General features: G+C 69.5%; 27 protein-coding genes. 10 read left to right on the forward strand and 17 right to left on the reverse strand.

The features are described from left to right. Positions 1–23: 23 nt before the first annotated feature. Both GGR43_RS13575 and GGR43_RS13580 read left to right on the forward strand, forming a co-directional pair. Entirely contained in the window at positions 24–659 is a 636-nt protein-coding gene (locus GGR43_RS13575; RefSeq protein ID WP_188072517.1) for a hypothetical protein, read from the forward strand. Beyond that, positions 656–1306 (forward strand): fused MFS/spermidine synthase, encoded by a 651-nt coding sequence (locus tag GGR43_RS13580; protein ID WP_188072518.1) that lies wholly within the window; start codon positions 656–658, stop codon positions 1304–1306. Before GGR43_RS13575 ends, GGR43_RS13580 begins: the two co-directional genes overlap by 4 nt. Here GGR43_RS13580 and GGR43_RS13585 read toward each other — a convergent pair. Then, entirely contained in the window at positions 1303–1440 is a 138-nt protein-coding gene (locus GGR43_RS13585) for a hypothetical protein (protein WP_188072519.1), read from the reverse strand. The genes GGR43_RS13580 and GGR43_RS13585 overlap by 4 nt on opposite strands. Between GGR43_RS13585 and GGR43_RS13590 the strand changes: the two genes are divergently transcribed. Then, positions 1439–2419, forward strand: coding sequence for a ParB/RepB/Spo0J family partition protein (locus tag GGR43_RS13590; RefSeq protein ID WP_246343738.1), 981 nt, complete (start codon positions 1439–1441; stop codon positions 2417–2419). The genes GGR43_RS13585 and GGR43_RS13590 overlap by 2 nt on opposite strands. A gap of 179 nt (positions 2420–2598) precedes the next feature. Here the strand turns inward: GGR43_RS13590 and GGR43_RS13595 are convergent, their stop codons facing one another. The 13 genes from GGR43_RS13595 to cpaB form a co-directional block, all read right to left on the reverse strand. Further along, the gene (locus GGR43_RS13595; protein ID WP_188072521.1) at positions 2599–3453 is read right to left on the reverse strand and encodes a response regulator; all 855 of its coding nucleotides are present in this window, start codon (positions 3451–3453) and stop codon (positions 2599–2601) included. Positions 3454–3579: 126 nt separating this feature from the next. Continuing rightward, positions 3580–4050, reverse strand: a complete 471-nt coding sequence (locus GGR43_RS13600) for a hypothetical protein (RefSeq protein ID WP_188072522.1) — start codon at positions 4048–4050, stop codon at positions 3580–3582. After that, positions 4050–4490, reverse strand: a complete 441-nt coding sequence (locus GGR43_RS13605) for a TadE/TadG family type IV pilus assembly protein (protein ID WP_188072523.1) — start codon at positions 4488–4490, stop codon at positions 4050–4052. Before GGR43_RS13605 ends, GGR43_RS13600 begins: the two co-directional genes overlap by 1 nt. 10 nt (positions 4491–4500) lie before the next feature. Then, complete coding sequence (locus GGR43_RS13610; protein WP_246343739.1) at positions 4501–4689, reverse strand: Flp family type IVb pilin; 189 nt, start codon at positions 4687–4689, stop codon at positions 4501–4503. A gap of 74 nt (positions 4690–4763) precedes the next feature. Continuing rightward, on the reverse strand, positions 4764–6539 hold the full coding sequence (locus tag GGR43_RS13615) for a TadG family pilus assembly protein (protein WP_188072524.1): 1776 nt from the start codon (positions 6537–6539) through the stop codon (positions 4764–4766). Then, complete coding sequence (locus tag GGR43_RS13620) at positions 6536–6763, reverse strand: hypothetical protein (RefSeq protein WP_188072525.1); 228 nt, start codon at positions 6761–6763, stop codon at positions 6536–6538. Before GGR43_RS13620 ends, GGR43_RS13615 begins: the two co-directional genes overlap by 4 nt. Next, complete coding sequence (locus tag GGR43_RS13625) at positions 6760–7461, reverse strand: tetratricopeptide repeat protein (protein ID WP_188072526.1); 702 nt, start codon at positions 7459–7461, stop codon at positions 6760–6762. Before GGR43_RS13625 ends, GGR43_RS13620 begins: the two co-directional genes overlap by 4 nt. After that, positions 7458–8357, reverse strand: a complete 900-nt coding sequence (locus tag GGR43_RS13630) for a type II secretion system F family protein (protein ID WP_188072527.1) — start codon at positions 8355–8357, stop codon at positions 7458–7460. The genes GGR43_RS13625 and GGR43_RS13630 overlap by 4 nt, the downstream gene beginning before the upstream one ends. Next, the gene (locus GGR43_RS13635; protein ID WP_246343740.1) at positions 8357–9265 is read right to left on the reverse strand and encodes a type II secretion system F family protein; all 909 of its coding nucleotides are present in this window, start codon (positions 9263–9265) and stop codon (positions 8357–8359) included. Before GGR43_RS13635 ends, GGR43_RS13630 begins: the two co-directional genes overlap by 1 nt. Continuing rightward, positions 9262–10617, reverse strand: a complete 1356-nt coding sequence (locus GGR43_RS13640; protein ID WP_188072528.1) for a TadA family conjugal transfer-associated ATPase — start codon at positions 10615–10617, stop codon at positions 9262–9264. The genes GGR43_RS13635 and GGR43_RS13640 overlap by 4 nt, the downstream gene beginning before the upstream one ends. Continuing rightward, on the reverse strand, positions 10614–11789 hold the full coding sequence (locus GGR43_RS13645) for a CpaE/TadZ family protein (protein WP_188072529.1): 1176 nt from the start codon (positions 11787–11789) through the stop codon (positions 10614–10616). The genes GGR43_RS13640 and GGR43_RS13645 overlap by 4 nt, the downstream gene beginning before the upstream one ends. A gap of 1 nt (position 11790) precedes the next feature. Next, on the reverse strand, positions 11791–13152 hold the full coding sequence (locus GGR43_RS13650; RefSeq protein ID WP_425502222.1) for a type II and III secretion system protein family protein: 1362 nt from the start codon (positions 13150–13152) through the stop codon (positions 11791–11793). After that, positions 13149–14066 (reverse strand): Flp pilus assembly protein CpaB, encoded by a 918-nt coding sequence (gene cpaB, locus GGR43_RS13655; RefSeq protein ID WP_188072530.1) that lies wholly within the window; start codon positions 14064–14066, stop codon positions 13149–13151. The genes GGR43_RS13650 and cpaB overlap by 4 nt, the downstream gene beginning before the upstream one ends. Positions 14067–14521: 455 nt before the next feature. Between cpaB and GGR43_RS13660 the strand changes: the two genes are divergently transcribed. Then, positions 14522–15559, forward strand: coding sequence for an EAL domain-containing response regulator (locus GGR43_RS13660; protein WP_188072531.1), 1038 nt, complete (start codon positions 14522–14524; stop codon positions 15557–15559). Beyond that, on the forward strand, positions 15556–16776 hold the full coding sequence (locus GGR43_RS13665) for a sensor histidine kinase (RefSeq protein WP_188072532.1): 1221 nt from the start codon (positions 15556–15558) through the stop codon (positions 16774–16776). The genes GGR43_RS13660 and GGR43_RS13665 overlap by 4 nt, the downstream gene beginning before the upstream one ends. Positions 16777–16799: 23 nt before the next feature. On the opposite strand, the gene GGR43_RS13670 is transcribed toward GGR43_RS13665, so the two are convergent. Both GGR43_RS13670 and GGR43_RS13675 read right to left on the reverse strand, forming a co-directional pair. Continuing rightward, a complete protein-coding gene (locus tag GGR43_RS13670; protein WP_188072533.1) occupies positions 16800–17975 on the reverse strand; it encodes a sensor histidine kinase in 1176 nt (391 codons plus the stop codon). 199 nt (positions 17976–18174) lie between these two features. Continuing rightward, entirely contained in the window at positions 18175–18576 is a 402-nt protein-coding gene (locus GGR43_RS13675; protein ID WP_284278972.1) for a response regulator, read from the reverse strand. Positions 18577–18846: 270 nt separating this feature from the next. Between GGR43_RS13675 and GGR43_RS13680 the strand changes: the two genes are divergently transcribed. Continuing rightward, complete coding sequence (locus tag GGR43_RS13680; protein ID WP_281392498.1) at positions 18847–21153, forward strand: heavy metal translocating P-type ATPase; 2307 nt, start codon at positions 18847–18849, stop codon at positions 21151–21153. Between the two features lie 162 nt (positions 21154–21315). Here GGR43_RS13680 and GGR43_RS13685 read toward each other — a convergent pair whose 3' ends face one another. Next, positions 21316–22221, reverse strand: coding sequence for a LysR family transcriptional regulator (locus tag GGR43_RS13685; RefSeq protein ID WP_188072535.1), 906 nt, complete (start codon positions 22219–22221; stop codon positions 21316–21318). Positions 22222–22323: 102 nt separating this feature from the next. Between GGR43_RS13685 and GGR43_RS13690 the strand changes: the two genes are divergently transcribed. The 4 genes from GGR43_RS13690 to GGR43_RS13705 are packed head-to-tail and all read left to right on the forward strand — an operon-like array spanning position 22324 to position 26858. Further along, entirely contained in the window at positions 22324–23820 is a 1497-nt protein-coding gene (locus tag GGR43_RS13690; RefSeq protein ID WP_188072536.1) for a CoA-acylating methylmalonate-semialdehyde dehydrogenase, read from the forward strand. A 34-nt stretch (positions 23821–23854) separates the two neighbouring features. Next, the gene (locus tag GGR43_RS13695) at positions 23855–24997 is read left to right on the forward strand and encodes an acyl-CoA dehydrogenase family protein (RefSeq protein WP_188072537.1); all 1143 of its coding nucleotides are present in this window, start codon (positions 23855–23857) and stop codon (positions 24995–24997) included. Further along, entirely contained in the window at positions 24994–26082 is a 1089-nt protein-coding gene (locus tag GGR43_RS13700; RefSeq protein ID WP_188072538.1) for an enoyl-CoA hydratase/isomerase family protein, read from the forward strand. Before GGR43_RS13695 ends, GGR43_RS13700 begins: the two co-directional genes overlap by 4 nt. Beyond that, positions 26079–26858 carry an enoyl-CoA hydratase-related protein gene (locus tag GGR43_RS13705; protein WP_188072539.1) on the forward strand — a complete coding sequence of 260 codons (780 nt, stop codon included), beginning with the start codon at positions 26079–26081 and terminating at the stop codon, positions 26856–26858. The genes GGR43_RS13700 and GGR43_RS13705 overlap by 4 nt, the downstream gene beginning before the upstream one ends. Positions 26859–26863: the final 5 nt, after the last annotated feature.

The following is a 26863-nucleotide window of genomic DNA, read 5'->3' on the forward strand; positions in this document are numbered from 1 at the left end:
GCCGCCGGGCGGAGGCGCGGGCGATGACGCGCCCCATATCCTCCTTCCGCCGCCCTGCGGGCATCGACTGGCGGGAAAGCCATGCGCGCCTGCGGATGCGCGACCGGGGGGCCACCGCCTCGCAGGCCGAGGAACTGATCCGCATCGGCTCGGATGCGCTGGCGCTGGCGGTCCGGGCGTTCCGGCAGGCCGCCACCGGCAGCCGCGCCGCCGGGGACCGGCAGCAGGAGATGCTGAAGGACCTGTCCTCGGTGCTGATCCAGCTGGCGGACGGCGGGGCGCAGGGATGGGAAGGGGAGCGGCCGGCCCCTTCGGCCGCCCTTTCCGCGCCGCCCCCGTCGCGGCAATGCCTCCCCCTTCCGCGCGCGGCGGTGGAGCAGGCGATGATCGACCATGTCGGCAGGACGCTGGAACTGGGCAAGGGGGCGTCGCATCTGCTGCTGTGCCTGTTGAAGGAGCCCGGCGTCTTTCACGAACTGCCCGAACTGTCCCGGCTGCTGTCGCTGCGCTCGGCCAATCACACCGTCCTGCGCGTCTATGCCTGCCGCCTGCGGCGGGCGCTGGAGCGGCACGGCATGACCGGCGCGATCGTGACCGGCGCGTGCAGCTATATGCTGCGGCCGGACTATGTTCCGGCGGTGCGGGCGCTGCTCGAATGAGTGTCGCCGCCTATTACGGCGCCGCGCCCGGTGCGCGCTTTCGCGCGCCCTACATCCTGGCAGGATGGAGCGGCGCCTACGGCATGCTGGTGAGCATGGTCGCCGCGCGGCTGATGATGCCGTGGTTCGGCAACTCGACCTATGTGTGGGGGGCGGTGATCTTCGCCGTCCTGCTCGGCTTTTCGCTCGGCTGCCTGTCGGGCGGGCTGCCGGGGCGGGGCCGGGAGTCGGCGGCGGGACTGACGCTGCCGCTGTGCCTCGCGGCGCTCGCGACGCTGCCGCTGATCCATTATGCCCGCCCGGTCTGCATCGCCCTTGCCGTGGCGGCGCCCGATCTGCGCTACGGCGCGCTGATGGCGGCGCTGCTGCTGCTGTTCGCGCCCGCCTTCCTGCTGGGCGCGGTCTTTCCCCATGCGATCGAGCTGCTGTGCCGCCACCGGGGCAGGGCGCGGCAGATGCCCGCCTCGCTCGCCGCCTGGTCGGCCCTCGCCGCGGCGGCCGGTGCGCTGCTGACGGCCTTCCATCTCGTCCCCCGGTTCGATCCGCCGGTGCTGCTCCAGTGCGCGATGGCCTTCAGCCTCGCCCTCGCGCTCCTTGCCTTCCTCCGCTATTTTCCGCGCCGGGCAAAGAGGGGCTGGAAGTTTTAACCTGCCGACAATAAGGAGTATTTTCCTTTTGATGCCATAAGGATGGAACAGGAAATCCGGGCCGGGCCGCGCCTTTCGCGCGCGGACGGCGGCAGGAGCAGCAAGGTTATGAAACCGCCCATGTCGAGCTTCATGAAAAATATCCTCACGACCCTGACCTATGAGCCGAAGCTGGATGGGCCGGCATCCGGGCAGACGGTCGAACTGAGCCGGCTCGACCAGCGGCTGACCGGCCTGATGCAGAATGAGGGCGGCGCGCAGGCCGCGATCATGGTGCGGCCGGGCGAATGCTCGGTGTGGAACGGCAACCCCCGCCAGCAGCCGGGGCTGACGCCGGAAAGCTGCCGCTCGCTGATCGAATCGATCGCCAGCGAAGGGGGCAACCGCATCCCGGTGCTGGTCCGCCTCAACCCGTCCGACCCGGAAAAGCCCTATGAGCTGCTGGTCGGCAGCCGCAGGCGCTATGCGGTCGACTGGCTCAACCATAATGGCCGCCCGGAACTGCGCCTGAGCGCGCTGGTCGTCGATCTTTCCGACGAGGAGGCGTTCCGCCTCGCCGATATCGAGAATCGCGAGCGCGCCGACATCACCGAGCTGGATCGCGCGCGCAGCTATCAGAGCGCGGTCGACCGCTTCTACGGGGGCGTGCAGTCGCGCATGGCGGAGGCGCTCAATCTTTCCAACAGCCAGCTGAGCCGCCTGCTCGCGCTCGCCCAGCTGCCGGAGGAGGTGGTGGACGCCTTCTCCACCAAGGACGAGCTGCGCGTGCGCCATTCGGAGATATTGACCCCGCTGCTGCGCCGCCCGGAAACGCGCGCGGCGGTGATCGCGCAGGCGCGGCTGATCGGCAGGGAGCAGCAGGATCTCGCCGCGCGGGGCGAGCGCATGATCTCCCCCGGCGTCGTCATCGCCCGGCTGAAGGAGGCCGCGTCGCCGCGCGCCGGGGAAAGCGCCGCGAAAATCCCGATCCTCGCCGGGGAAACGCGGCTGGGCACCGTGAAGCCGGGCAAGGATGGCGAGCTTCAGGTCGACCTCAGCATCGCCGCCGACACGGATGTGGAGGAGGTGCTGGCGCTGCTGCGCGCCGCGATCGCCGCCGCGCGCGCCGGATAATCCTTGTTTTCCGTGATTTGACTTCGTCGCCCTGACGGGTCCGAGTCAGCAGGTGATTCCACCTGCTTCGAAATCAAACTAGACTCTGTCCTGTTCAGATTGAACCGGACAGAGTCTGGCTATTCCTTGTTTGCCGCGTTTTCCGAGCCGTCAGATGTTCCATCTGACTTGAAAACGCTCTAGCGCTGGAGCTGGCCCGCCAGATAATCGAGCATCATCTTCTCGACATTCGCGTTGATGCCCAGGAAGCTGCGCCGCCCGTCGCGCTCGTCCTGGATGCGGTAGAGCACGTCGTCGCTGATCAGCTTCTTGATCAGGCGCAGCGCGGTGCTGGTCGGCGCGCCCGACGCGATGCAGGCGCTGGAGACGGAAACGGCGCGCTTTTCCAGCCGCGCCAGCAGCAGGTCGAGCAGGATGTTCCACGCCGGATCGCCGAACAGCGCGCCGCCGCCCAGCTTGCTGCGCTTGGCCTCGGTGCGCAGCAGGCCGCGGATATAATCGACCATGTTCCTTTCATCGTCCTGCGTGGCGGCGGTGCCGGGGGCCGCGGGCGGCTGCGCGCCCGCCGGGGGCGCGGCGACCGGCCTTTCGTCGATCAGCCGGGTCAGGTGGCTCAACTCCGAACTGAGCGAGGAGATCTTGTCGAGCAGCAGCGACCGGGCGACCGATGCCTCGTGCAGGCCGTTGGCGCGTTGCAGCGCCTTGCGCAGATCCTCGCGGTCGACCGGCTTTTGCAGGAAATCCATCGCCGAGGCGCGCATCGCATCGACGGCCAGCTCCATGCTCGCATGGCCGGTGACCATGATGAAGCGGGTCTGCCGCCCCTCGGCCGCCGCTATGGCGGACAATCTGTGGATAAGGGAAAGGCCGTCGCAATTGGGCATATGATAATCGATGATGGCGATCGCTATGTCCGCAGTCCTCATATGATCGACTGCTTCCATGGCCGAAGTCGCGGTGACGGGCATATAGCCCAGGCACTCGATCATAAACGCACATTCATTGACCCAGTCCGGATCATCGTCAACAACCATAATAGAGGATGACACCGTGGAAAAACCTCTTGGATTGCTTCTCTGGATATAGGCGGTCGGATCGCTGCTATGGGTTTCCATGGACATTTCTATTATTCTGATAATTTTTCCAAGGTCTAGAAAATATCATTTCATTATTGTCATCAGCGATTTTTCCATTTGGACGAACAGGATCGCGAGGACGGCTATATGGGAAAAATTGGGCCGCACCGTCGGCATTTTGCGTGCACGCAAAATCGCAACGGACAGCAGGAAGAGGGTCGCCGCCAGCAGCAGCATCAGCGACGCGCCGGATACGCCGAGCCATGCCGCGCCCGCGCCCAGCAGCTTGATATGAGTGCCGAGCAGCAGCCGCACCTGCCAGCGTTCGCGGATCGCGGTGATCGCCGCCGCGACGAGCAGCAGGCACGCCAGCCCCGTCGCCAGCGCCTTCAGCATGCCCGGCACGCCCTCGGTGACGGCGGCGAAGCCCGCGCCGGAAAGCGCGATCGCCAGATAGAGCGCGTCGGGCGGACGCTTGTCCTCCCACGCGGCCACGGCGACCGGCAGCAGCAGCAGGACCAGCAGCGCGAAGGCGATGAGATGAACCCCGTTCATCAATAACTCCCATTGGTGACGACAGTGGATGCGGTAATCGTGGTCGCGGGCAGCGGGATGAAGGCCGCATAGCGGCGGATCGGGCTGGCGCTCATGTCATAGCTCAGCCGCACGGTGAAACTGTCCGATCCGTTCGCGGTGGTGGCGATGACGGGCTTTTGCCCGCCCGCCGCCAGCAGCGATCCATATCCGTCGATCACTTCCTGCGCCCGCGCGCGGGCGAGGGCGATGCGCTCCGCGCTGCTCAGCCCGGCGACGGCGGCGCGGGCGCCCTCCGCGGCGGCGTGGCGCAGCCCCATCTGCGCCGCGAAGTAGAAGGAATAGATGATGATGGCGAACACCAGCATCAACAGCGCCGGAGCGAGAAAGACGAACTCCAGCGCCGTCATGCCCTTCTCGCACCCCGCGAGGCGGCGGATGACAGGACGAACCCTGCTCATTCGGCCCGGCTCAGCTGCCGCTTATGCTGCTGAACAGGGACGAGAAGGCCGCGGCCAGATTGGTGCGGAAGTCGGTGCCGATCGCCACGATCGCGGCGACGACGATGGCGCCCAGCACCGCATATTCGACGGCGGCGAGGCCGCGTTCGTCGTCGATCAGGCGCTTGCCGATCCGGTTGGTCAGTTTCTTGATCATCATCGTTCTTCCTTGTCTCACTCCGTCATGTCGAGAACGGTGGAACGGGAGTGGCGCCCCATCGCCCTTTGCCTGATTCACACCAGCACCGGCACCCCGCAGCGCGCGCCGGTCACCCACAGGGTCGTATGGCCGAGCCGGATGCCGAGCGCGGCCAGCAGATTGTCGAGCAGCGGGTCGGCGGTCGTTCCCACCAGCCCGGCGAGCGGGTTGACGACGGCGCCCAGCAGCTGGCTTCGCACCGCGCCGGCCGTGGCGTCGCAGACCAGCGGCAGGCACAGGCCGAGGATGCGGACCTGCAACCCTTCGCTGGCGCTGATCGAGGAAATGAGCGAGGTCAGCAGCGTGCCGACCTGCGAGCCGTTGCCGACGGTCGCGGCGGTGCCGGGGGCGGACGGGCTGCCCACCGTCGCCTGGCCGCCCGGCCCGAACAGGACGCTGCCGCTCACGCCCATCACCGGCTGGGCGACCGCCCGTGCGTCCACGGTGATGAGCGAGGCGACGTTGACGAGGCGCGCGCTCTTGATGCTGCTCGCGGTGATGACCGGCATCGGGCGCGTCATCGCATTGGCCGGCGCGGTGCCGATATAGGCGTTGACGAGGCCGGACGCGGCATTGACGGTGACGCGCGTATTGCTTGCCTGCTCGGCGGTATTGTCGCACTCGATCCGGGCGATGCTGGCGGTGGCCGCCGCGACGTCGATCAGCACCGGCACCGAATCGACCGACAGGGTGCTGCCGAGCACCGAAATATTGCCCAGCCCGATGAACAGCTGCAACCGCAGCGCGGAGGTGCCGACGCTGGTTTCGCCCTCCGGGCCGAAGGAGAAGCGCGGCCGGTCGACCGGCCCGGTGGCGACCGCGCCGATGCGCACGGTGCTGCCCCCCACCAGCAGGCTGACCGCATCGGACAGGTCGATCGCGCCCGGCCCGGCCTGCACCGCGAAGGTCAGCAGCTGATAGGCGTTGAGCCCCGCCCGCAGCGCGGGCTTGGCGTCCGCCTCGCCGACCGGCATGTTCTGCTGCACGCCCAGGCCGAACAGCCCGGCCAGGGGCACGGTGTAGCCGGAGCCGACGACGCCGGACAGGGTGGAGAGGGTCGCGGCGGTCGCCGGGTCGGCCGCTGCCTCGGCGGCGGCGGCGAGCAGGTCGCGCAGCGGCACGGTGCGGCCGACGAGGTCGCCATAGGTGCCCGTCTCCCCGACACGGCGCGCCAGTTCGTCGAAGAACAGGCCCTCATCGACATTGCCGTTCATCAGCGCCTCGACATCGGCGGTGCTGAGCCGCAGCTTGATGCCGAGCAGCGCGCCGAGCAGGTTGTTGACGCTGGTGACGAGCGAGTTGGTGACCGTCAGAATGCCGGAGGTGATGCCGACCCCGGCCTCGTCGATGCGGGCCGCGGTGGCCGTCGCGCCCAGATCCGGGATCGGGTTGGCGGGCCCCAGCAGGCGGCTGAGGAAGCGGCGGCTCGGCCTTTCGGTGCGGATGCGGACCGCATTGCCGCGCCCGTTGCCGGGGCACAGGCTGAAGCTGGCGTCGAAGCGCTGGCCGGCGGGCAGGCGGACGTCCGGGCAATAGCGCCCGACCTGCACGGATTTGAGGACCGAGGCGTCATAGCCGTTGCGCGCCAGATAGTCGCGCGCCCGCTGCGCGCCCGCCGCCGGGTTCATCGCCGCCGCCAGCGCGGCCGCCTCCGTCGCGTTGCGCAGGTCGCGGCTTTCCGTGTAGTAGAGGCCGACGTCGAGCGCGAGGCCCGCCGCCGCCAGCAGGGACGCGCCCAGCACGGCGACCAGCGGCGCGACCACGGCGCGGTCGTCCTTCATCAGCAGCGGCCAGGCGCGCCGGCGGATCATGGCCGGGTGGGCCTCCGTTCCTCCCGCGCCGGTTCCAGCGTCTCGCCGATCGAGTCCAGATAGCGGCGATGGACGGCGTCCGCCTCTTCGGGCGAAAGGCCGCTTTCCCGCCCCTCGCGCGGCGGGGAGGCGAGCTGCCATTCGATCACGCGGCGCGCCTCGCTTTCGAGCGGCAGCGGAAGGGGCGGCGCGGCCAGGGCGGTGAGAAGCAAGGGCGCAATCATCGGCTGTTCTCCTGTCGCGGCGATCGGGGCGGTTGCGCGGCGATGCGCGCGGCCTCGTCGGCAATCTGGCGGGAAAGGCGGCTGCGCTGGCCGGGATCGGCGATCGCCTGGAGCGCGGCGCGGGCCTCGTCCTGGCGGCCGTCCATCGTCAGCGCGAGCAGCAGATTGTTGCGGATCACCGCGTCGGACGGCGCGAGCGCGGCGGCGCCGCGCAGCGTCTCGATGGCCGCGCCGCCCAGCCCGGCGCGCAGCTGCGCATAGCCCAGCGCATTGCGCAGCAGCGCCTCGGTCGGGCTGGCCCGGACCGCCGCCTGGTAGAAGGGCAGCGCGTCATGCCAGCGCCCCCGCGCGGCGAGCAGATGCCCGTGCACCGCGTTGACCGCCTTGTCCCTGTTATCGCCGCCGCCGGCGGACGGCAGGCCCGCCGCCGCCGCCTCGGCCCCATCGACATCGCCGATGTCGAGCAGGCTGTTGACGCGCAGCACCGCCGCTTCGGGATCGCCGGGGTAGCGCCGCTCGAAATCGTCGAGATAGGCGAGGGCGGCGCGGGCGCGCCCGTCTATCCGCGCCTGCGTGATGAGCTGGAGATAAAAGCCGCGGGTGGAAACGGCATCCTCCCCCACCGTGGCCGCCGTCGCCGGAACCGGCGCCGGCATCAGCAGGGCGGCGCACAGAAGGACGCGCGGGGAAGGGGTCATTGGCGCATTCCCTTCAGCGTGTCGAAAAGGGTGACGACCGGCGGGCCGCCCAGCACGATGAACAGCGCGGGCATGAAGAACAGCAGCATCAGCACCACCATGCGCACCGCGATCTGCCCGGCGGCCTCGCGCGCGCGCGCGATGCGGCGCTGGGTGAACTCGTCGGCGAATTCGCGCAGCGCCGGGGTCAGCTGCACCCCCTGGAACAGCCCCTGCCGGAACAGCACGGCCAGCTCCCTCGCCCCGGCGATGCCGACCCGCGCGGCCCAGCGATCCAGCGCCACCTCGTAGCTCATGCCCCGGTCGAGATCGTCCACCAGCATCGCGATCAGCTTCACATGGCGGGGCGCGGCGGCGCTTTCGTCCTTGATGATCGAGCGGAAGCACTGGTCGAGCGAAACGCCGCTTTCCAGCATCATCAGCATCAGGTCGATCAGGAACGGAAATTCGCTGGTCAATGCGCGCGCGCGATGGTTGGCCATCAGTTGCAGCGCCTGCTTGGCGGCGATGAACATCAGCCCGGCGCCGATCAGGACCGCCAGCGGCCTGGCGAGGAAACCGCCCCAGAACAGGCGGGAGGCTATCATCATCGCGCCCGCGCCCGCCGCCGTCGCGCCGAGCCGCAGCAGCACGAAACGGTCGACGATCTGCGCGCCTTCAAAGCCCGCCAGCCGCAGCTTCGCCTCTATCTCCTCCCGGTCGCGGCCGCGCGCGACGAAGAAGGAGGGCAGGCGCAACAGGGACGGCATGTCCTCCGCCCGCGCCGCCGGGAGCGCCCGGCCCGCCAGCCGCTCGTTCAGCCGCCGCGCCGCCAGCAGCACGCGCAGCCCGCCGCCCGCGAAGGCCAGCCCGCCCAGTGCGAGGGCGAAGCAGAGGAGGGAGAGCAGCCCCGCCATCAGAAGCTCAGCCTCATCATCCGGTTCATCGCGACGATGCCGAGGCCCTGGAAGCCGACCGCGATCACCGCCAGCCTGCGCCCCCGATGGTCGCCGGTGAAGAAGTCGAGATAGGCCGGGTTCATCAGCACCATCAGCCCCAGCGCGACGACCGGCATGGCGATCAGCACGCGGGCGCTGACCCGCGCCTGGGCGGTCGCGGCGTCCAGCTCCCGCTTCACGCGGATGCGGGCGCGCAGAATGCCGGACAGGTTGGACAGCACCGTGTTGATCGACCCGCCATAGCGCAGGTTGGTGCGGATGGCGGCGGCGAGCATCGAGATTTCGGCGATGCCGAGGCGGTCGGCGAGCATCTGGATCGCCTCGCCCGCCGGGGCGCCCAGCTCCAGCCTGCGGGCGACCGGCGCCATGTAGCTGCGCACGATCGGCGGCGCGTCGGCCAGCGACCGCTCCAGCGCCTGGGCGAGCGAATTGCCGACCATGTTCATCTGGCGCACCGCGTCGATATAATGGGGCAGCGCCTCGATCAGCGCCTCGACGCGGCGGCGCGCGCGGGCGCGGGCATAGAGCAGGCCGAGCAGCGCCGGGAGCAGCAGCACGCCCAGCGCCGCCGCAGGTCCGGCGGCGAGCAGCGCGGCCACCGCGGTCAGCAGGTTGACGCCCGCGACCAGGCCGACCGGTCGCGCCGTCAGCTCGATCTGCGCGCGGGCCAGCAGCGGTGCGAGGAAGGCGGGCATCAGCATCGGCGTCGCGGCGGCGGCCGTCCGCCGCACGGGGGCGCCGCCGGCCGACTGCCGCGCGAGGCGGTCGTCGAGCCGCGTCAGCTCCTGACGGTGCAGCGCGATCATCCACCAGGCGATCGCCGACAGGATCAACAGCGCCAGCAGGATGAAGGCCAGCCCGTTCAAACCAGCTTTTCCCCGATGGAGGTGGCGGTGGAGCCGTAATCCCGCATCCGCGCGGCGAAATGGGGGCGGTGCGACAGGGTGCGGAACTCGCCCAGCCCGGACAGGGGCGGCTGTTCCTCGAACGCGAACACCTCGTTCAGCGAATAGGCGTCGCCCTCCTGCCCGGCGACCTCGGTGATCGAGACGATGCGGCGGCTGCCGTCGACGAGGCGCTGGATGTGGACGACCACATGCACGCTGTTGGCGATGAAGCGGCGCACCGCGCGCACGTCGTTCTGGAGACCGGCGAAACCGATCAGCATTTCCAGCCGGGCGAGCGCGTCGCGCGGCGAATTGCCGTGCAGCGTCGCCATCGACCCGTCGTGCCCGGTCGACATGGCTTGCAGCATCTCGACCGCCTCGACCCCGCGCACCTCGCCCAGGATGATGCGGTCGGGCCGCATCCGCAACGCGTTGCGCAGCAGGTCGCGCGCGCTCACCGCCCGTTCGCCATCGGCATTGGGCGGGCGCGTTTCGAGGCGCACGACATGGGCCTGCCGCAATTGCAGCTCGGCCGCGTCCTCGATGGTCACAAGCCTTTCGCGGCTGCTGATGAAGCCCGACAGCATGTTCAGCAGCGTAGATTTGCCCGCGCCGGTCCCGCCGCAGATCAGGATGTTGAGCCGCGCCCGCACCGCGGCGCTGAGATAGGCGGCCATTTCCGCGCTCATCATCTGCCGCTCGATGCAGGATTCGATGGTGAGGGCCTGCATGCGGAACTTGCGGATCGACAGCACCGGCCCGTCGAGCGCGACCGGCGGGATCACGATGTTGACGCGCGACCCGTCCGGCAGGCGGGCGTCGACATAGGGCGACGCCTCGTCGATCCGCCGCCCGACCGGGCCGACGATCCGCTGGATGATGTTCATCAGATGCGCATCGTCGCGGAAGCGGGTGCGCACCTTTTCCAGCACGCCGCCGCGCTCGACATAGACGGTGTTGGGGCCGTTGACGATGATGTCGTCGATGCCCGCGTCGCGCAGCAGCGGCGCGAGCGGGCCGAGGCCCGCCACCTCGTCCTCCACATCCTCGATCAGCAGCAGCCGCTCCGCGCTGTTGAGCGCGAGCTGGCCGCGCCGGGCGCGGATGGCGATGGTCTGCTCTATCTCCTCGCGCAGCGCCGTGCTGCCCAGCGATTCCGCCGTGCGGCCGAGCGATTCCAGCCGCTCGATCACCTGCTGGCAGGTCTGCGCCTTCACCGCCTGATAGGCGTCGCTCATCCGCTGGGCGGCGGGCTGGCTGATCGGCATGGCCAGCGCCTTGCCGATCGGCACGGCGGCGGCGGCGGTGAAATCGTCGGTCAACAGGCTCATGCGGTGCGCTCCAATGCTCTGAGGATCGCCCGGCGCATCCGGGCGACGCTTTCCCGCGCGCCCTTTTGCGGCAGGACGGGAAGGTCCGCCGCGCGCCGGATCGCGGTCATATAGGGGCCGCCATCCTCCTCCATCGCCAGCGGCCGGCCGGAATTGAGCGCGTTGCGGATGCGCGTGGAATCGACCGGGATGCCGAGATAATGGGCGGGGCTGAGGCCCAGGGTGCGGGTCATGCGCCGCCCGTCGAGCAGCACGCCGGGCTGATGATCCCACATCAGCAGCCTCATGCGGTCGAGCGTCAGCGGATCGGGCGCGATCTTCTCGATCAGCCTGCGTGCGGCCTCCAGCTCGCGGATCGTCTGCACGCAGACCAGGTCTATGCGGTCCGCCATCGTCGCCAGCTCGCGCAGCAGGCCGCTGTGCCGCAGGCTGCCCGCATGGAGGACGATATCGCCGCTGCACGCGCGCAGCAGGCGGACCAGCCCGGCAATGTCGTTGGGGGAAATGCCCACCGGCTCCCCGCCGGTGCCGCCGTCGAAGGTCAGCAGCTGCAACCCGCTGGGCGTGTGGCGGACGAGGGCGTTGGACAGCAGATTGGCGTCCAGCCGCTCGATATCCGCGACGGCGGAGGCCAGACCGTAGCTGACCTTGAGGTCGAGATAGGCCTCGGCCGCGCTGGTCGGCAGCGTGCAGTCGATCAGCAGGCCCGGCGCGCGCGTCCGCGCGATCGCGATGGCGAGGTCGCTCGCCACCAGCGCGGCGGCCTCCTGGTCCGGGCCGATCACCAGCGTCAGCCGGCCGGCGCCCGCCTGCTCGGCCAGCGTGGTGTTGAGCAGGCGCGAGAGCACCTCCGCGACCTCCGCCCCCTCGGCCTCGCGCCGGATGATGTCGCTTGCGCCCGCGCGCACGGCGGCGAGGATCTGCGCCGGGTCCGCCTCGTCCATCGCCAGCACGACGGGCCGTCCCGGCGCGCTTTCCGCGACCGTGCCGATCGCCCCGGCGAGCGAGCGTTCGGGCGGGATCGCCGCCCGGTCGACGATGATGACGGAGGGCCGGTCGAGCATCTGCGGCTCGATCGACTGGACCAGATCGACCGCCATGCGGCCGCCCATCGCCTTGCTGATGCGGTCGGCCAGCATCCGGTCGACGGAAAGGACCAATATCCCCACCATGTCAGCGCCTCACCACGCCGAAGGGGGCCGTCCGCTGGTCCAGCCCGTCGGTGCCCAGCACCATGTCGCCGATCGACGGATCGACGGCGGCGGTGGCGCTGCCGGGCAGGGGCGGCATGGCGCGCGCATCGACCGGTCCTACCAGGCGCGGGGTGGCGACGATGATCAGCTCCTGCCGCTCCTTCTGGCTCTGCTGCCGCTTGAAGAAGGCGCCCAGCACCGGAATGTCGCCCAGCAGCGGCGTCTTGTCCCGGCTGACGGTGCTGTTGCTGTAGGTCAGCCCGGCGATGACGAAGCTCTGCCCGCTGCCCAGCTCCACCGTGGTCTCGGCCGAGCGGCGGCGCAGGCCGGGCACGACATAGCCCTGCAACTGCACGCCGTTGTTATAGTCCAGCTCGCTCACTTCCGGCGCGATCTTGAGGACGATATTGTCCTTCGAGAGGACATAGGGCGTCACCGACAGGCGGACGCCGAATTCCTTGTACTGGATCGACAGCGTGCTGGACCCCGCGCCCGATATCTGCGGCACCGGCACCGGGATTTCGCCGCCCGCGAGGAAGCTCGCCTGCTCGCCCGATCGGACCAGCAGCGTGGGCTGCGCCAGCAGTTGCGACAGGCCGTTGGAGGAAAGCGCGCTCAGCGCCGCGCCGATGCCGCGATTGGGCATGGAGAGGAAGAGCTTGAATGCGTCCTGTATGGGCGCGGTCCCGTCGACGGAGAGGCCGCCGCTGCCGAAGGATGCGTCGCCCCCGCCGCCGGGCGAGACGATGGCGCCCTGCATGTCGCCGCTCAGCTTCGCGAAGTTGAAGCCGAGCGCCTTCAGCGTCGAGGCGGAGACGGCGGCGAACTGCACGTCCACCGCCACCACCTGCTCGCCCGCGACCATGGCGAGATTGGCGACCGGGCCTTCGCCCGCCGCCTCGGCCAGCCGCCCGGCATCGGCGCGGGCGCGCAGGCCCGACGCCTCGCCGGAGAGGGTGACGCCCCGGTCGCCCAGCATCGCCCGCGCGCCGGAAAGGCGCGGGTCGGCGGCCAGATCGCGATTGGCCGAGGACGGGCGCGGCATCACGCGGAAGCGCGTCTCGCCCAGCAGGCGGCCGTCCGCGCCGAACACGCTGACCGTCGCCTCGCCCCGGCCGATGCCGGATATGCTGAGCGATCGGGGACTGGGCGCGCTCACCTGCACCACGCCTTCGCGGTCGACCTCGACCCGGCTGATCGCGCGGGGAAAGGAAAGGCCCGCGCGGCCCTTGAGATAGAGCGGCCGGGCATCGGATTGCGCCCGTGCCGCGCCCCCCGCGAGCATCGGGCAGAGGAGGGGAGCCGCGCAGAGGAGGAGGCCTGCGGCGAGGGTTCTGGTCATCGCTGGGTTTCCCCCGAATAGATGATGTCATGGCGTTTGCCGACCACCAGCTCGATCGAATGGCGCGGCGCGGCGGGGCGCGCGGACGCCGGGGCGGGCGCGGGAGCGGCGACCCTCGGCGCGGCGGCCGTGGCGGTGGAGGCGGGCGGCGGATCGGAGGCTGCCGGATTGACGGCGACGGCCGCGCTGTCCGCCGGATTGCGCAGCGAGAGGGAGAGCGAGCCGGTCGCCCTGGCGAGCGACAGCACCGGCACCTGATCGGGGTGCAGCGCCAGCGTGACGGTGCGGGCGGGCGGCGGCGGGGCCGAGAATTTGCCGTCGTCGCTCGCCGCCGCCGCCGCGGCGCTGCCCACCACGGCTTCCCCGACCGCGAGCACCGGCACCATCTGGAGCAGCGTGCGGGTGCGGCTGCTGCCTTCGCCGCGCGCGCCGCTGATCGCGTCCGCGCCGGGATAGACGACCTGCACATCGACCCGGTCGCCGGGACGGACGAGGCCCGCGACCGCGATCTCGGCGGTGGTGTCGATGCTCATCGCGCGCATGCCGACCGGCACGCGGATCGCGAGCTTCGCCGCCGTGTCGACGGCGGTGCGCTCGATCATCGCCCCGGCGGGCACCGGCCGGGTGGCGACCTTGCCGATCACTTCGGCGGGGGTGGCGGCGGCGGGGAAGCGGGCCGGATCGCCCGATGCGTTGCGGATCATGTCGGCGGTGATCGTCTGCCCCGTCTCGATCGGCCGCGCGGCCACCGCGAGCACGGCGACCGGCGCGACCGCGCGCGCCGGGGCGGCCGGGGCCTGCGCGTCCGCCTCCCCGGCGCCGCGGCGCAGCTCCCTGATCCCCAGCACGAGGAAAAGCAGCGCGACCAGCAATCCTGCGATGATCGTGACTTTCGCCTTCAGGCCCAGACTCAAATTCCCGCCCCCTTGCGTTCACGCAAAAATTTTTACGCAAAATGGACCGGGCCCCCGCCCGATCCCCTTGATTAGGTAGCAATTTCACGCAAGGCAGGGCACAACAGATGGAACCGGACTGATCCCACCTTTTTTAACCTTGGCGGCGGCGGGGCGGTTATGGCGACTGCCGGATTTTCCTTGCTTTCCCGTGCGGCCGGAGGGGGCGTTTTCACATATGGTAAACAAATAGGCCCAAAGTTGACGGGAAATAGGTTCGGATCGGTTCCGAACCCGGTTTAGTCGCAGGCCACCCGCGCGCAGATACGCGGGACACAGGTCCAGAAAAGGGAATCCCGCTGAAGGCGTCTCTCACCATCCTGCTGATCGACGACAACAGTTCGACCGCCGTCGAACTGCGCGATTTCCTGCATCTGGTCGGGCATCTGGCGATCTGGAGCGAGGATGGCCGCGCCGTGCCCCCGGCGATCGGCTTCGACGTGGTGATCGTCAACGTTCCGGCCGCGCCGGACGATTGCGTGGAGACGATCCGGCAGGTGGCGGCGACCCGGCCGGGCGCGACGGTGATCCTGCTGTGCGACGACGACCTGCTGCTGACGCGCGCGGCCTCGACCTGCGCGGTGGAATGCGCGCTGCATCTGGCGGGGCTGCTCACCAAGCCGCTGAAGCTCGACCGGCTGGAAAGCCTGCTGGGCGAGCAGCGGGAGCAGCGGTCGCGCGCCGACCGGCCCGGCAGGCTGGACCGGCTGGCGCGCGACGGCGCCAGCCCGGCCGATTATGTGTTCCAGTCGAAGCATGATCTGCGCGGCGGGCATATCGTCGGCTATGAAACCTTCCTCCGCGTCGAGGGGGTCGAGATGATAAACGACTGGTTCACCGGGCTGGATCACGACGCCGCGCTGGCGATGACCGTTTCGGCCGCGCGCGCGGTGGTCGACCTGCATGGGCGGATCGGCGGCGGCAGTGGCAGTGGCGGGGGCGGGGGTGGTCGCGGTGGCGTCGGGCGCGGCGCGCGGGGCGTGACCGTCGGCTTCAACTGTCCCTGCGAGATTTTCGCCGATGCCCGCTTTCTGGCGGAGCTGACGGCGCTGTCCGGGGCGGCGGGGCTGCCCGGCAACCGCATCGCGGTGGAGCTGATCGACTGCCGGGGGGCGATGCCGCTGGGCGATCTCCATGCGATCGCCACCCGCTATGTGGCGGCGGGGTTCGAGGTGCATCTCGACGATTTCGGCATGAACGCGGCCAGCCTCGACCGGATCGTCCATCTGCCGCTGAAGGAGGTGAAGTTCGACCGGGGCTTTTTCGATCTGGTTCAGAACGACCCCCACTTGCTTGATGAAATCATCTCGCTTTGCCATTTGCGTGGGATGACATCGACCGTTACGAGAATCGAGGAGGCTGCGGAACTGGCGACGGCGCGGCGGGTGGGCGCCGATTACGGGCAGGGCTATTATTGGAGCCGCCCGGCCCCTGTCATTCGACCTCTCCCATGAAAAGACGGAAGGACGGCAACGCGCGGGCGGAAGGGCGGCGCATCTATCCCTGCACGCTCGCGCTGTGCTTTTCGGCGCTGATGATCGTCGCGCCGGCCTCGCCGCCGGTCGCGGTGATGGGGGCGGTGCTGGCGGGCGCGCTGTTCGTGTTCCGCAGCCCGCTGGTCGCCGCGCTGGCGGCGGCGGCGGCGCCCGTCGCGCTGTGGCTGCCGCTGCTTCCGCCGCTGCCGTCCCTGCCGCCCCTGTCGCCCCTGCCGCCATCGCCGGGATTCTGGTCGGCGACGGCGCTGATGGCCTGCGCCGCGCTGATCCCGCACCGGGCGATCTATTTCCTGATGCACCTGTCGCAGCGCATCACCATCCTGTGCCTCGCGCTCAGCACCGCCTGCCTGTGCGTGGCGCTGCTGCTGCCGATGGAGCGGGCGGCGGCGCTGCTGATCGTCCCGGCCAATCTGTTCGCGGCGCTGCTGGGCGCGATCCTGACGCGCTATCTCGCCTTCGCCAATGCGCGGATATTGGGCTGGGACGCGCAGGGCCTCGAAGCGATCGTCCGCAACCTGCTGCTGGGGCGCATCACCAGCGGCATGCTGCACGACCTCGCCCAGCCGCTCAACGTCATCTCGATGGCGAACGGCAATCTCAGCTACATCATCGAGCATATCGGCATCGACCCGGACAAGCGGGCGCAGATCGACGAGCGCATCCGGCGCATTTCTGCCAATACCGAAAATGCGGCGGCGATCCTCAGCCTGTTCCGCTGGTTCGGGCGCGGGGGCAATGCCGATTACAGCCTGCTCAACGTCCGCAGCGCGCTGGAACGGGCGATCGCGGCCACCCGGTCCAACGTCCGCCATGCCGACATCTCGGTCGAGCTGGCCGGGGACGGGCTGGATCATCCGCTGTCCCGCCGCCACGGCACGGTGGAGATCATGGGGGTCGCCGCGCTGCTGTGCGCCTTTGGCGGTTTCCTCCGCGAGGACGGCAGCCGGATCAAGGGGCAGGTGCTGCTGCGGGCGGACCGGTCGCCCGCGCATATCCTCGTCACGCTGCATTGCATGGACGAAGAGGGGATGGCGACGATCGATTGCCATATGGACCCGGCGACGCTGTGGCTGATCCAGCAGATCGCGCTGGAATGCGACAGCGAATTCCACCATCGCCGCCGCCGGGGGCAGACGACGCGCTTCACGATGCGGATCGCGCGGGACGATATATAGGCGGGGCGGCCCCGGACCCTGCCCTACGCCGCCGGGGCGGCGACGGGCAGCTCGATCTCCAGCACCGCGCCCTGTCCGTCCCCGGCGGGGCGCAGCGCGATCGTGCCGCCCGCGCGGGTGACGATGCCGCGGCTGATATAGAGGCCGAGGCCGGTGCCCGTGTCGGACTTGGTGGTGAAGAAGGCGTTGAACGCGGAAATGCCGACGCTGGGGGCGAGGCCGACGCCGTTGTCCGCCACGCGGCAGCGGACCGCCGGGCCGTCCCGCTCCACCGTTATGTCGATCCGCCCCGCGCCGTCCCAACCCTGGCCGCGCCGCATGTCGATCGCGTCGATGGCGTTCTGGATGGCGTTGACGAACAGCTGCTCCAGCTCGATGCGGGAGGTCCGCACCTCATGCCGCCCCTCGGCCAGCGTCATCGTCACGTCGATCTTCCGGTCGTCGATCATCGGCGTGAGGAAGCCGTGCGCGGCGCGGACGGCCTCGACGATATCGGCGTCGCGCGCCATGTCGCTGTCCGTCCGGCCGTAGCGGGAGACGTTCTCGATGATCCCCTGCGTGCGCGACACCTGCTGGGCGATGCGGTCGATGCGGTCGAGCATCTGCGCGGCGTCGTCGCGGTCCTGCGCCTTGGCCGCCAATATGCGCAGGCTTTCGGCGGCCACGGCGATGGTGAAGAGCGGCTGCCTGATCTCATGCCCGATCGCGGCGGCGGCCCGGCCCAGATCGACCAGTCGCGCCTGCTTGGCGAGCAGGTCGACGACGCGCCGGGGCTGCTTCAACGTGACCATGAGGCCGGTGCGCCAGCATGCGCCATCCCGGTTGCCGCGCAGGATCAGCAAATGGCTCTCGAAATCCTGCCTGTCGGCGGGGAGGAATTCGACAATGGCCTCCTCCTGCCCGGCGGCCGCCGCGAATTCGGCGCAATCGGCCGGATGGACGGGAATTTCGGCGGGCGCGCGATCGGGCAGGGCGAGATAATGGACGATGCCCCGTTCCGGGTCGAACACGGGATTTTCCATGCGCCGGAAGCCGATATAGCGGCGCAGGTCCTTCGCCGCCATGGCCAGCGCGAGGCATTCGGCATCCATCGCGCCGCCGCCGCTGTCCGCCGCCCCGGCCCTGATCCTGAGGCCGCGGAACAGGAGCAGGCCGAGGACGATCGCCAGCCCGCCGCCGATCAGCATCCACACCGTCATGGCGCGCGCATCGACTTATCCCGGCCCGTGCCCGGCATGGCCCCGCGCCATTCGGATCGTTCGATGCAAGGCAGTGGGCTGGATATCGTCGCATCCCCGGATTTTCAGTGGCGACCGGGAAATAGGGCATTCCCTCGCGATTGCAAATAGATAAGAGGGCGGGTCCGATCCTTCCAAATGCCCCCGCCGGGGCGCCTCGTCAGGCCTCGTCCTCGCGCCCCAGCATGGCCTTGAGCAGGCGGACCAGCTCGCGCGGCTGCACCGGCTTGGCCAGCACCGGATGCGCCCTGATCGCGTCGGATTGCATCGAATCCCCAGTCATGAAGATATAGCGCAGGTCGCGCCCGGCCAGCCCGCTGTCGGCATGGACCAGATCGATGATCTCCAGCCCCGATTCCCGTTTCAGCCGCACGTCGCAGGCGATGACCCGGATGGTCGGGTTGCCGTGCAATATCCGCATCGCCTGATCGAGCGAATGCGCGCCTGCCGCCGGTATGTCCAGCAGGTCGAGCAGCCCCAGCAGTTCCTCGACGATCTCTTCCACATCGTCGATCACCAGCACCTCGGCGGCGTTGCCGCCCTGCGTAGCCAAATTCACCACATCGTCCTGCCTGAGCTGCCCTCGCGATCCTTCCTGCCACAGCCTTACATGCGGAACGTGTAAAAAATTCTGAAGGCCGGTGGATCGTTGGGAAGGGAAGGCGAGGCGAGGGGTCTGCGGCGAATGCCGCCCCGCCCGCCGGCGCGTGCGAAGGCGCGAAAGTCCTTGACCTTGGCGGCGGGGCAGGCCCCTATCGGGGCAGCAACGGAGATCGTCGGGATGGACCATCGGCATCGGCTTGAGCAGGAACAGGGCGCCCCGGCCCCGGACATGGCCCCGGCCACGGACCCGGTGTGCGGCATGCGGGTGGACCCGGACGGGACGCCGCACCATGCGGAGCATCACGGGCGGACATGGCATTTTTGCAGCGCCGGATGCCGCGCGAAATTCCTCGCCGACCCGGACCGCTATCTGCACCGCCCGCCGGAAGCACCGTCGCCGCCCGCCGCGCCCGGCACGGTCTGGACCTGCCCGATGCATCCCGAAATCCGGCGGGAGGAGCCCGGCCCCTGCCCGATCTGCGGCATGGCGCTGGAGCCTGTCCTGCCGCGCGCGGAGGACGGCCCCAATCCCGAACTGGTCGATTTCACCCGCCGCTTCCGGGTCAGCGCGGTGCTGGCGGTGCCGTTGCTGCTGGTGTCGATGGGGGCCGAGATGCTGGGCCTGCATCTGGTGCCGCCCGCCTGGTCCGCCTGGGTGCAGCTGGCGCTCACCGCGCCGATCGTGCTGTGGGCGGGGCTGCCCTTCTTCGCGCGCGGCTGGGCCTCGGTGAAGCGGCGGCGCTATACCATGTTCACGCTGATCTCGCTCGGCGTGGGGGCGGCCTTCCTCTACAGCCTGGTGGCGACGGTCGCGCCGGGCCTGTTTCCGGCGACCTTTCGCGGCCATGGCGGCATGGTGCCGGTCTATTATGAGGCGGCGGGCGTCGTCGTCGCGCTGGTGCTGCTGGGGCAGGTGCTGGAATTGCGCGCCCGCGCCGCGACAGGCCGCGCGATCCGCGCGCTGCTCGACCTCGCGCCCAAAACCGCGCGGCGGGTCGGCGCGGACGGCGGCGAGCGGGAGGTGCCGGTCGCCGCCATCGCCGTGGGCGACCGGCTGCGCATCCGCCCCGGCGAGGCGGTGCCGGTCGACGGCGTGGTGCTGGAAGGGCGCTCGGCGGTCGACGAGGCGATGCTGACCGGCGAGCCCGCGCCGGTGGCCAAGGCGCCGGGCGCGGCGGTGACCGGCGGCACGATCAACGGCACCGGCAGCCTGCTGGTGGAGGCGCGGGCGGTCGGCGCCGACACGATGCTGGCGCGCATCGTCGCGATGGTGGCCGAGGCGCAGCGCAGCCGCGCGCCGATACAGGCGGTGGCGGACCGCATCTCCGGCTGGTTCGTGCCGCTGGTGGTGCTGGTGGCGCTCGCCACCTTCATCGTCTGGAACCTCGCCGGGCCGGAGCCGCGCTTCGGCCATGCGCTGCTCAACGCGATCGCGGTGCTGATCATCGCCTGCCCCTGCGCGCTGGGCCTCGCCACGCCGATGTCGATCATGGTCGGCACCGGGCGCGGCGCGCGGGCGGGCGTGCTGGTGAAGAATGCCGAGGCGTTGCAGGCGCTCGACCGGGTCGACACGCTGGTGATCGACAAGACCGGCACGCTGACCGAGGGCAAGCCCCGGCTGATCGCGGTCGAACCGGCGGAGGGCTTTGCCGCCGACGCCGTGCTGGCGCTGGCCGCCGCCGTCGAGGCGCTGTCCGAGCATCCGCTCGCGCTCGCCATCGTCGGCGCGGCGCGGGAGCGGGGGCTGGCGCCAGAACAGGGGAACGCGCAGGCGAGCGGGTTCCGTTCCAGCACCGGCCTCGGCATCGACGGCGTGGTGGATGGGCGCGCGGTGGCGGTCGGCAACGCCGCGCTGATGCGCCGCTTCGGCGCCGACCCCTCCGCCTTCGAGGAACTGGCCGAACGGCATCGCGCGGACGGGGCGGGGGTGATGATGGTCGCGATCGACGGCCGCTTCGCCGGGCTGCTGGTCGTCGCCGATCCGGTCAAGGCATCGGCCGGTCCCGCCATCGCCGCGCTGCGGGCCGAAGGGCTGCGCATCGTGATGCTGACCGGCGACAGCCGGGGCACGGCGGAGGCGGTGGCCCGGATGATCGGCGGCATAGACGAGGTGCGCGCCGACCTTCGCCCGCAGGACAAGGCACGGATCGTCGCGGAGCTGAAGGCGCAGGGCGCGCGCGTCGCGATGGCGGGCGACGGCATCAACGACGCGCCCGCGCTCGCCGCCGCCGATGTCGGCGTGGCGATGGGCACCGGCACCGATGTCGCGATCGAGAGCGCGGGCCTGACGCTGACCAGGGGCGACCTTGCCGCGATGGTGCGCGCGCGCAGGCTCGCCCGCGCGACGATGGCGAACATTCGGCAGAACCTGTTCTTCTCCTTCCTGTTCAACGGCATCGGCGTGCCGGTGGCGGCGGGCGTGCTCTATCCGGTGGCGGGCATCCTGCTGTCCCCGATGATCGCGGGCGCGGCGATGGCGGCGTCCTCGCTCACCGTGGTCGGCAACGCGCTGCGCCTCAACCGGGTGCGGCTGTGACGGCGCCGCCTGATTCGGGGCGATAGCGCAAGGCTTCGGCCAGCAGGCGGAAGGCGGGGGAGGAGAAGCGGCTAGAGCATTGGCCGATTAGATTGAATCTATTATTCATTTGTTTTCCGCATTCTGCGAGCCGTCGGCTGTTCCAGCCGACTTCAGAATGCTCTAGCGCGCGCCCCGCTTCGCGCCGCCGGGCGTCAGCACCGCCTCGACCCGCCTGCGCAGCAGGTCGGACACCGCCTTGATGCGCGCCAGCTTGACGAGGCTGTGGTGCGTGACCAGCCAGAAGCTGCGGGTGATCTCCACCTCCTGTTCCAGCACCCGGACGAGCCCGCTTTCCGGCGGCACAATGAAGTCGGGCAGGATGCCGATCCCCGCCCCGCCGAGGATGAGCTGGCGCTGGATCGCGATGCTGGTCGAGCGCAGGCCCGCCTCCAGCCCCGCCTCGACCTCGTCCAGATAATCCAGTTCCGGCGAGAAGAGGAATTCCGGCACATAGCCGACCAGCGCATGATCGTGCAGCGCCGCCGGGCCGCGCGGCCTGCCGTGGCCCGCCAGATAGTCCGCCGAGGCGTAGAGATGCAGGCGGTAATCAGCGAGTCGCTGGACGGACAGATGCCCGCGCTGCGGCCGGGCGAGCATCACCGCCATGTCTGCCTCGCGCTTCGAGGGGTTGAGGAAGCCCGACGCGGTGATGATGTCGAGCCGGATGCCGGGATGCTGCTCCTGAAAGGCGGGCAGGCCGGGGGCGAGGATCCAGGTGCCGAACCCTTCCGCCACCGAGAGCCGGACATGGCCCTTCAGGCTGTAGCGTTCGCCCTTCACCTCGACGGCGGCGGCGAGGGCGGCTTCCTCCACGCTTTCGGCATGGCGCAGCAACGCCATGCCCCGCTCGGTCAGGATGCGCTCCGCCCCCGCCTGCTCGAACAGCTGGGCGTCGAGCGCCTCGGCCAGCCGGTTGAGGCGGCGGGCGATGGTGGTCGCATCGATATCGAGGCTGCGCGCGGCGAGCGCGATACGTTTCGTTCGCGCGACGGTCAGAAAGATGCGAAGATCGTCCCAGTGAAACATGGCATGTCCTGCAAAAATGCAGCTTCATACTGCAAAAAAGAGATATTGAATGCGTCCTTGCATTCCATCATTGAGGGAAGAAATCCAGTGAGAGGTGCCCCCATGCGCGATATTTCCCACAAGCTGGCCTTTGCCCATGACGGCGCGGCGGCCCGGTACAGCGATGTTTTCGATCCCAACAACGGCACGGTGCAGGCGCGCGTGGCGCTGGGCGACCGGGCGTTGCTCGACCGGGCGGTCGAGGTCGCGAAGGCCGCGCAGCCCGCCTGGGCGGCGGTCAACCCGCAGCGGCGGGCCCGCGTCATGTTCGCCTTCAAGGCGCTGGTCGAAAAGAATATGGACGAGCTGGCGCATCTGCTCAGCTCCGAACATGGCAAGGTGATCGCCGATGCGAAGGGCGATATCCAGCGCGGGCTGGAGGTGATCGAGTTCTGTTGCGGCATCCCGCATGTGCTGAAGGGCGAATATACGCAGGGAGCGGGGCCGGGCATCGACGTCTATTCGATGCGCCAGCCCATCGGCATCGGCGCGGGCATCACGCCGTTCAACTTCCCGGCAATGATCCCGCTGTGGATGTCGGGCGTCGCCATCGCCACCGGCAACGCCTTCCTCCTGAAGCCCTCGGAACGCGACCCCTCGGTGCCGGTGCGGCTCGCCGAGCTGTTCCTGGAGGCCGGGCTGCCCGAAGGCATTTTGCAGGTGGTGCAGGGCGACAAGGAAATGGTCGATGCGATCCTCGACCATCCGGATATCGGCGCGGTCAGCTTCGTCGGCTCGTCCGACATCGCCCATTATGTCTACAGCCGCGGCGTCGCGGCGGGCAAGCGGGTGCAGGCGATGGGCGGCGCGAAGAATCACGGCATCGTCATGCCCGACGCCGATCTCGATCAGGTGGTCAATGACCTCTCCGGCGCGGCCTTCGGTTCGGCGGGCGAGCGGTGCATGGCGCTGCCGGTCGTGGTGCCGGTGGGCGAAAAGACCGCGCTGGCGCTGCGCGAAAAGCTGATCCCCGCGATCGAAGCGCTGCGCGTCGGCGTCTCCACCGATGCGGAGGCGCATTACGGCCCGGTCGTCACCGCCGCGCACAAGCAGAAGATCGAGAACTGGATCCAGACCGGCGTCGACGAGGGCGCGGAGCTGGTGATCGACGGGCGCGGCTTCACGCTGCAAGGGCATGAGAACGGCTTCTTCGTCGGCCCGACCCTGTTCGATCATGTGACGACCGACATGCAGGCCTATAAGGAAGAGATTTTCGGCCCCGTGCTCCAGATGGTGCGCGCCGACAGCTTCGAGGAAGCGCTGGCGCTGCCGAGCAGGCATCAATATGGCAACGGCGTCGCCCTTTTCACCCGCAACGGCCATGCGGCGCGCGAATTCGCGGCGCGGGTCAATGTCGGCATGGTCGGCATCAACGTGCCGATCCCGGTGCCGGTCGCCTATCACACCTTCGGCGGCTGGAAGCGCTCGGCCTTCGGCGACACCAACCAGCACGGCATGGAGGGCGTCAAGTTCTGGACCAAGGTCAAGACCGTCACCCAGCGCTGGCCCGACGGCGGCGCGAGTGGAGACAGCGCGTTCGTCATCCCGACGATGGGGTGATCCGCCGCAGCCGGTTGCCAAGGATGATGACAGCATGACCCAGTTCGACCTCACCGACGACCAGCGCGAAATACAGGAGCTTGCCCGCCGGTTCACCGCTGACGCGATCACGCCCCATGCGGCCGAATGGGACGAGAAGCACATCTTCCCGCTCGACACGATCCGCGCGGCGGCGGCGCTGGGCTTCGGCGGCATCTATGTGTCGGAAGGCTCCGGCGGCATCGGTCTGGGGCGGCTGGAGGCGGCGCTGATCATGGAGGCGATGGCCTATGGCTGCCCCTCGACCAGCGCGTTCATCTCGATCCACAATATGGGCGCGTGGATGATCGACGCGTTCGGCGGTCAGGCGCTGAAGGACAAATATCTGCCCGATCTGGTGCCGATGGCCCGCATCGCCAGCTATTGCCTGACCGAGGCGGGCGCGGGGTCGGACGCCGCCAGCCTGAGGACGCGGGCGGTGCGCGAGGGCGACCATTATGTCGTCACCGGGTCGAAGCAGTTCATCTCCGGCGGCGGCGAGAACGACATCTACCTCGTCATGGTCCGCACCGGCGGGGAGGGGGCGAAGGGGATAAGCTGCCTCGTCATCGAAAAGGACATGCCCGGCGTCAGCTTCGGCGCGCAGGAACGCAAGCTGGGCTGGCATTCGCAGCCCACCGCGCAGGTCAATTTCGACGGGGTGCGCGTTCCGTCCGAAAATCTGGTCGGCGCGGAAGGGGAGGGCTTTCGCATCGCGATGACCGGGCTGGACGGCGGCCGCCTCAACATCGGCGCCTGCTCGCTGGGCGGCGCGCAACGCTGCCTCGACGAGGCGGTGCGCTACACGCGGGAACGCCGGCAATTCGGCCAGGCGATCGCCGATTTCCAGAATACGCAGTTCACGCTCGCGGACATGGAGACGGAGCTTCAGGCCGCGCGCCTGCTGCTCTATGCCGCCGCCGTCAAGGTGACGGAGAACGCGCCGGACAAGACGCGCTTTGCCGCGATGGCCAAGCGGCTCGCCACCGATACCGGATCGTCCGTCGCCGACCGGGCGCTTCAACTTCATGGCGGTTACGGCTATCTGATGGATTATCCGGTCGAGCGCTTCTGGCGCGACCTTCGGGTGCATTCGATCCTGGAGGGGACCAATCAGGTGATGCGGATGATCGTGGGAAGGGACATGGTGCGCGAATGAGCGACGAGGTGCTGATATCGGTCGAGGGCGGCGTCGGCCGCATCCGGCTCAACCGGCCGAAGGCGATCCACGCGCTGACCTCCGGCATGTGCGAGGCGGTCATCGCCGCGCTGCTCGACTGGCGCGCCGACGATGGCGTCGTCGCGGTGATGATCGACCATGCCCCCGCGCCGGACGGCGACCCCAGATTGTCGCGGGGGTTCTGCGCGGGCGGCGATATCGCGATGATCGCGACCAGCGCGAAGGGCGATTGCAAGGAAGCCGAGCATTTCTTCTTCACCGAATATCGGATGAACCATCTGCTGTTCGCCTATGAAAAGCCGATCGCCGCCTTCATCGACGGCATCACCATGGGCGGCGGCGTCGGCATTTCCCTTCCCGCGCGCTATCGCGTCGCGACCGAGCGGACGGTGTTCGCCATGCCGGAAACCGGGATCGGCCTGTTCCCCGATGTCGGCGGCGGCTGGTTCCTGCCGCGCCTGCCGGGCCGGGTCGGCGTGTGGCTGGCGACGACCGGCGCGCGGATCGACGGCGCGGATGCGCGCGCCATCGGCCTTGCCACCCATTATATCGCGTCGGACGGGCTGGACGCGGTGAAGGCGGCGATCCTCGCCGATCCCGCCGCGATCGCCTCCATCCTCGACGCGGCGGAGGACGCGCCGCCGCCCTCGAAGCTCGCCGCGCAGCGCGCCGATATCGACCGGCTGTTCGCGGCGGACCGCTATGAGGATATCGTCGCCGCGCTGAAGGCGGACGGGTCGGAGTGGGCGCAGCGGCAGCTTGCCGTGCTCGCGGCCAAATCGCCGCAGACGATCAAGGTCGCGCTGCGCCAGCTGCGCGAGGGGGCGGCCTTCACCGATTTCGCCGACAATATGCGCAGCGAATATCGCATCGCCTGCCATGTGATCCGCCGCCCCGATTTCGTCGAGGGCGTGCGCGCGGTGATCTTCGACAAGGACAATGATCCGAAATGGAACCCGGCGCGGGCCGAGGATGTGACGGACGACATGATCGACGCGCTGTTCGCGCCGCTGCCACCGGACCGGGAATGGACGCCCCTGCCGCAACTGGAGACGACCGCATGAGCTATGAAACCATCCTTGTCGAACGGCGCGACGCGGTGACGCTGATCACGCTCAACCGCCCGCAGGCGCTGAACGCGCTCAACACGCAGGTGCTGGCGGAACTGGGCAAGGCGTTCGCCGATTATGACGCCGACCCGGCGCAGCGCTGCGCGGTGCTGACCGGCAGCGGCGAAAAGGCGTTCGCGGCCGGCGCCGACATCAAGGAAATGGCGGACAAGCCCGCCGCCGACTTCTTTCTGGAGGATTTCTTCTCCGGCTGGCAGTCGAACGTCGTCGCCACCCGCAAGCCGTGGATCGCGGCGGTCGCCGGTTTCGCGCTGGGCGGCGGATGCGAGCTGGCGATGATGGCGGATTTCATCATCGCCGCCGACACCGCCAAATTCGGCCAGCCGGAAATCAAGCTGGGCGTCGCGCCCGGCATGGGCGGGTCGCAGCGCCTCACCCGCGCGGTGGGCAAGGCCAAGGCGATGGAAATGTGCCTGACCGGCCGGATGATGGATGCGCAGGAGGCGGAGCGTTCCGGGCTGGTGGCGCGGATCGTCCCGGCCGCCGAGCTGCTCGACGAGGCGCTCAAGTCCGCCGCCCTCATCGCCTCGATGCCGCCCATGGCGGCGATGGTGAACAAGGAAATGGTCAACATGGCGTTCGAGACCGGCCTCGCCCAGGGCATATTGACCGAGCGCCGCCTGTTCCAGATCCTGACCGCGACCGAGGACAAGCGCGAGGGCATGGCCGCCTTCGTCGAGAAGCGCCCCGGCGTCTGGAAGGGGCGCTAAGGCCC

Source organism: Sphingobium jiangsuense (assembly GCF_014196495.1).
Classification (GTDB): Bacteria; Pseudomonadota; Alphaproteobacteria; order Sphingomonadales; family Sphingomonadaceae; genus Sphingobium; species Sphingobium jiangsuense.

Coding starts and splice junctions, on each gene's coding strand:
- GGR43_RS13575 (WP_188072517.1), top strand. CDS start 24: ATGACGCGCCCCATATCCTCCTTCCGCCGCCCTGCGGGCATCGACTGG.
- GGR43_RS13580 (WP_188072518.1), top strand. CDS start 656: ATGAGTGTCGCCGCCTATTACGGCGCCGCGCCCGGTGCGCGCTTTCGC.
- GGR43_RS13590 (WP_246343738.1), top strand. CDS start 1,439: ATGAAAAATATCCTCACGACCCTGACCTATGAGCCGAAGCTGGATGGG.
- GGR43_RS13585 (WP_188072519.1), bottom strand. CDS start 1,440: ATGAAGCTCGACATGGGCGGTTTCATAACCTTGCTGCTCCTGCCGCCG.
- GGR43_RS13595 (WP_188072521.1), bottom strand. CDS start 3,453: ATGGTTGTTGACGATGATCCGGACTGGGTCAATGAATGTGCGTTTATG.
- GGR43_RS13600 (WP_188072522.1), bottom strand. CDS start 4,050: ATGAACGGGGTTCATCTCATCGCCTTCGCGCTGCTGGTCCTGCTGCTG.
- GGR43_RS13605 (WP_188072523.1), bottom strand. CDS start 4,490: ATGAGCAGGGTTCGTCCTGTCATCCGCCGCCTCGCGGGGTGCGAGAAG.
- GGR43_RS13610 (WP_246343739.1), bottom strand. CDS start 4,689: ATGATGATCAAGAAACTGACCAACCGGATCGGCAAGCGCCTGATCGAC.
- GGR43_RS13615 (WP_188072524.1), bottom strand. CDS start 6,539: ATGATCCGCCGGCGCGCCTGGCCGCTGCTGATGAAGGACGACCGCGCC.
- GGR43_RS13620 (WP_188072525.1), bottom strand. CDS start 6,763: ATGATTGCGCCCTTGCTTCTCACCGCCCTGGCCGCGCCGCCCCTTCCG.
- GGR43_RS13625 (WP_188072526.1), bottom strand. CDS start 7,461: ATGACCCCTTCCCCGCGCGTCCTTCTGTGCGCCGCCCTGCTGATGCCG.
- GGR43_RS13630 (WP_188072527.1), bottom strand. CDS start 8,357: ATGGCGGGGCTGCTCTCCCTCCTCTGCTTCGCCCTCGCACTGGGCGGG.
- GGR43_RS13640 (WP_188072528.1), bottom strand. CDS start 10,617: ATGAGCCTGTTGACCGACGATTTCACCGCCGCCGCCGCCGTGCCGATC.
- GGR43_RS13645 (WP_188072529.1), bottom strand. CDS start 11,789: ATGGTGGGGATATTGGTCCTTTCCGTCGACCGGATGCTGGCCGACCGC.
- GGR43_RS13650 (WP_425502222.1), bottom strand. CDS start 13,152: ATGACCAGAACCCTCGCCGCAGGCCTCCTCCTCTGCGCGGCTCCCCTC.
- GGR43_RS13665 (WP_188072532.1), top strand. CDS start 15,556: ATGAAAAGACGGAAGGACGGCAACGCGCGGGCGGAAGGGCGGCGCATC.
- GGR43_RS13670 (WP_188072533.1), bottom strand. CDS start 17,975: ATGACGGTGTGGATGCTGATCGGCGGCGGGCTGGCGATCGTCCTCGGC.
- GGR43_RS13680 (WP_281392498.1), top strand. CDS start 18,847: ATGGCCCCGGCCACGGACCCGGTGTGCGGCATGCGGGTGGACCCGGAC.
- GGR43_RS13685 (WP_188072535.1), bottom strand. CDS start 22,221: ATGTTTCACTGGGACGATCTTCGCATCTTTCTGACCGTCGCGCGAACG.
- GGR43_RS13690 (WP_188072536.1), top strand. CDS start 22,324: ATGCGCGATATTTCCCACAAGCTGGCCTTTGCCCATGACGGCGCGGCG.
- GGR43_RS13695 (WP_188072537.1), top strand. CDS start 23,855: ATGACCCAGTTCGACCTCACCGACGACCAGCGCGAAATACAGGAGCTT.
- GGR43_RS13700 (WP_188072538.1), top strand. CDS start 24,994: ATGAGCGACGAGGTGCTGATATCGGTCGAGGGCGGCGTCGGCCGCATC.
- GGR43_RS13705 (WP_188072539.1), top strand. CDS start 26,079: ATGAGCTATGAAACCATCCTTGTCGAACGGCGCGACGCGGTGACGCTG.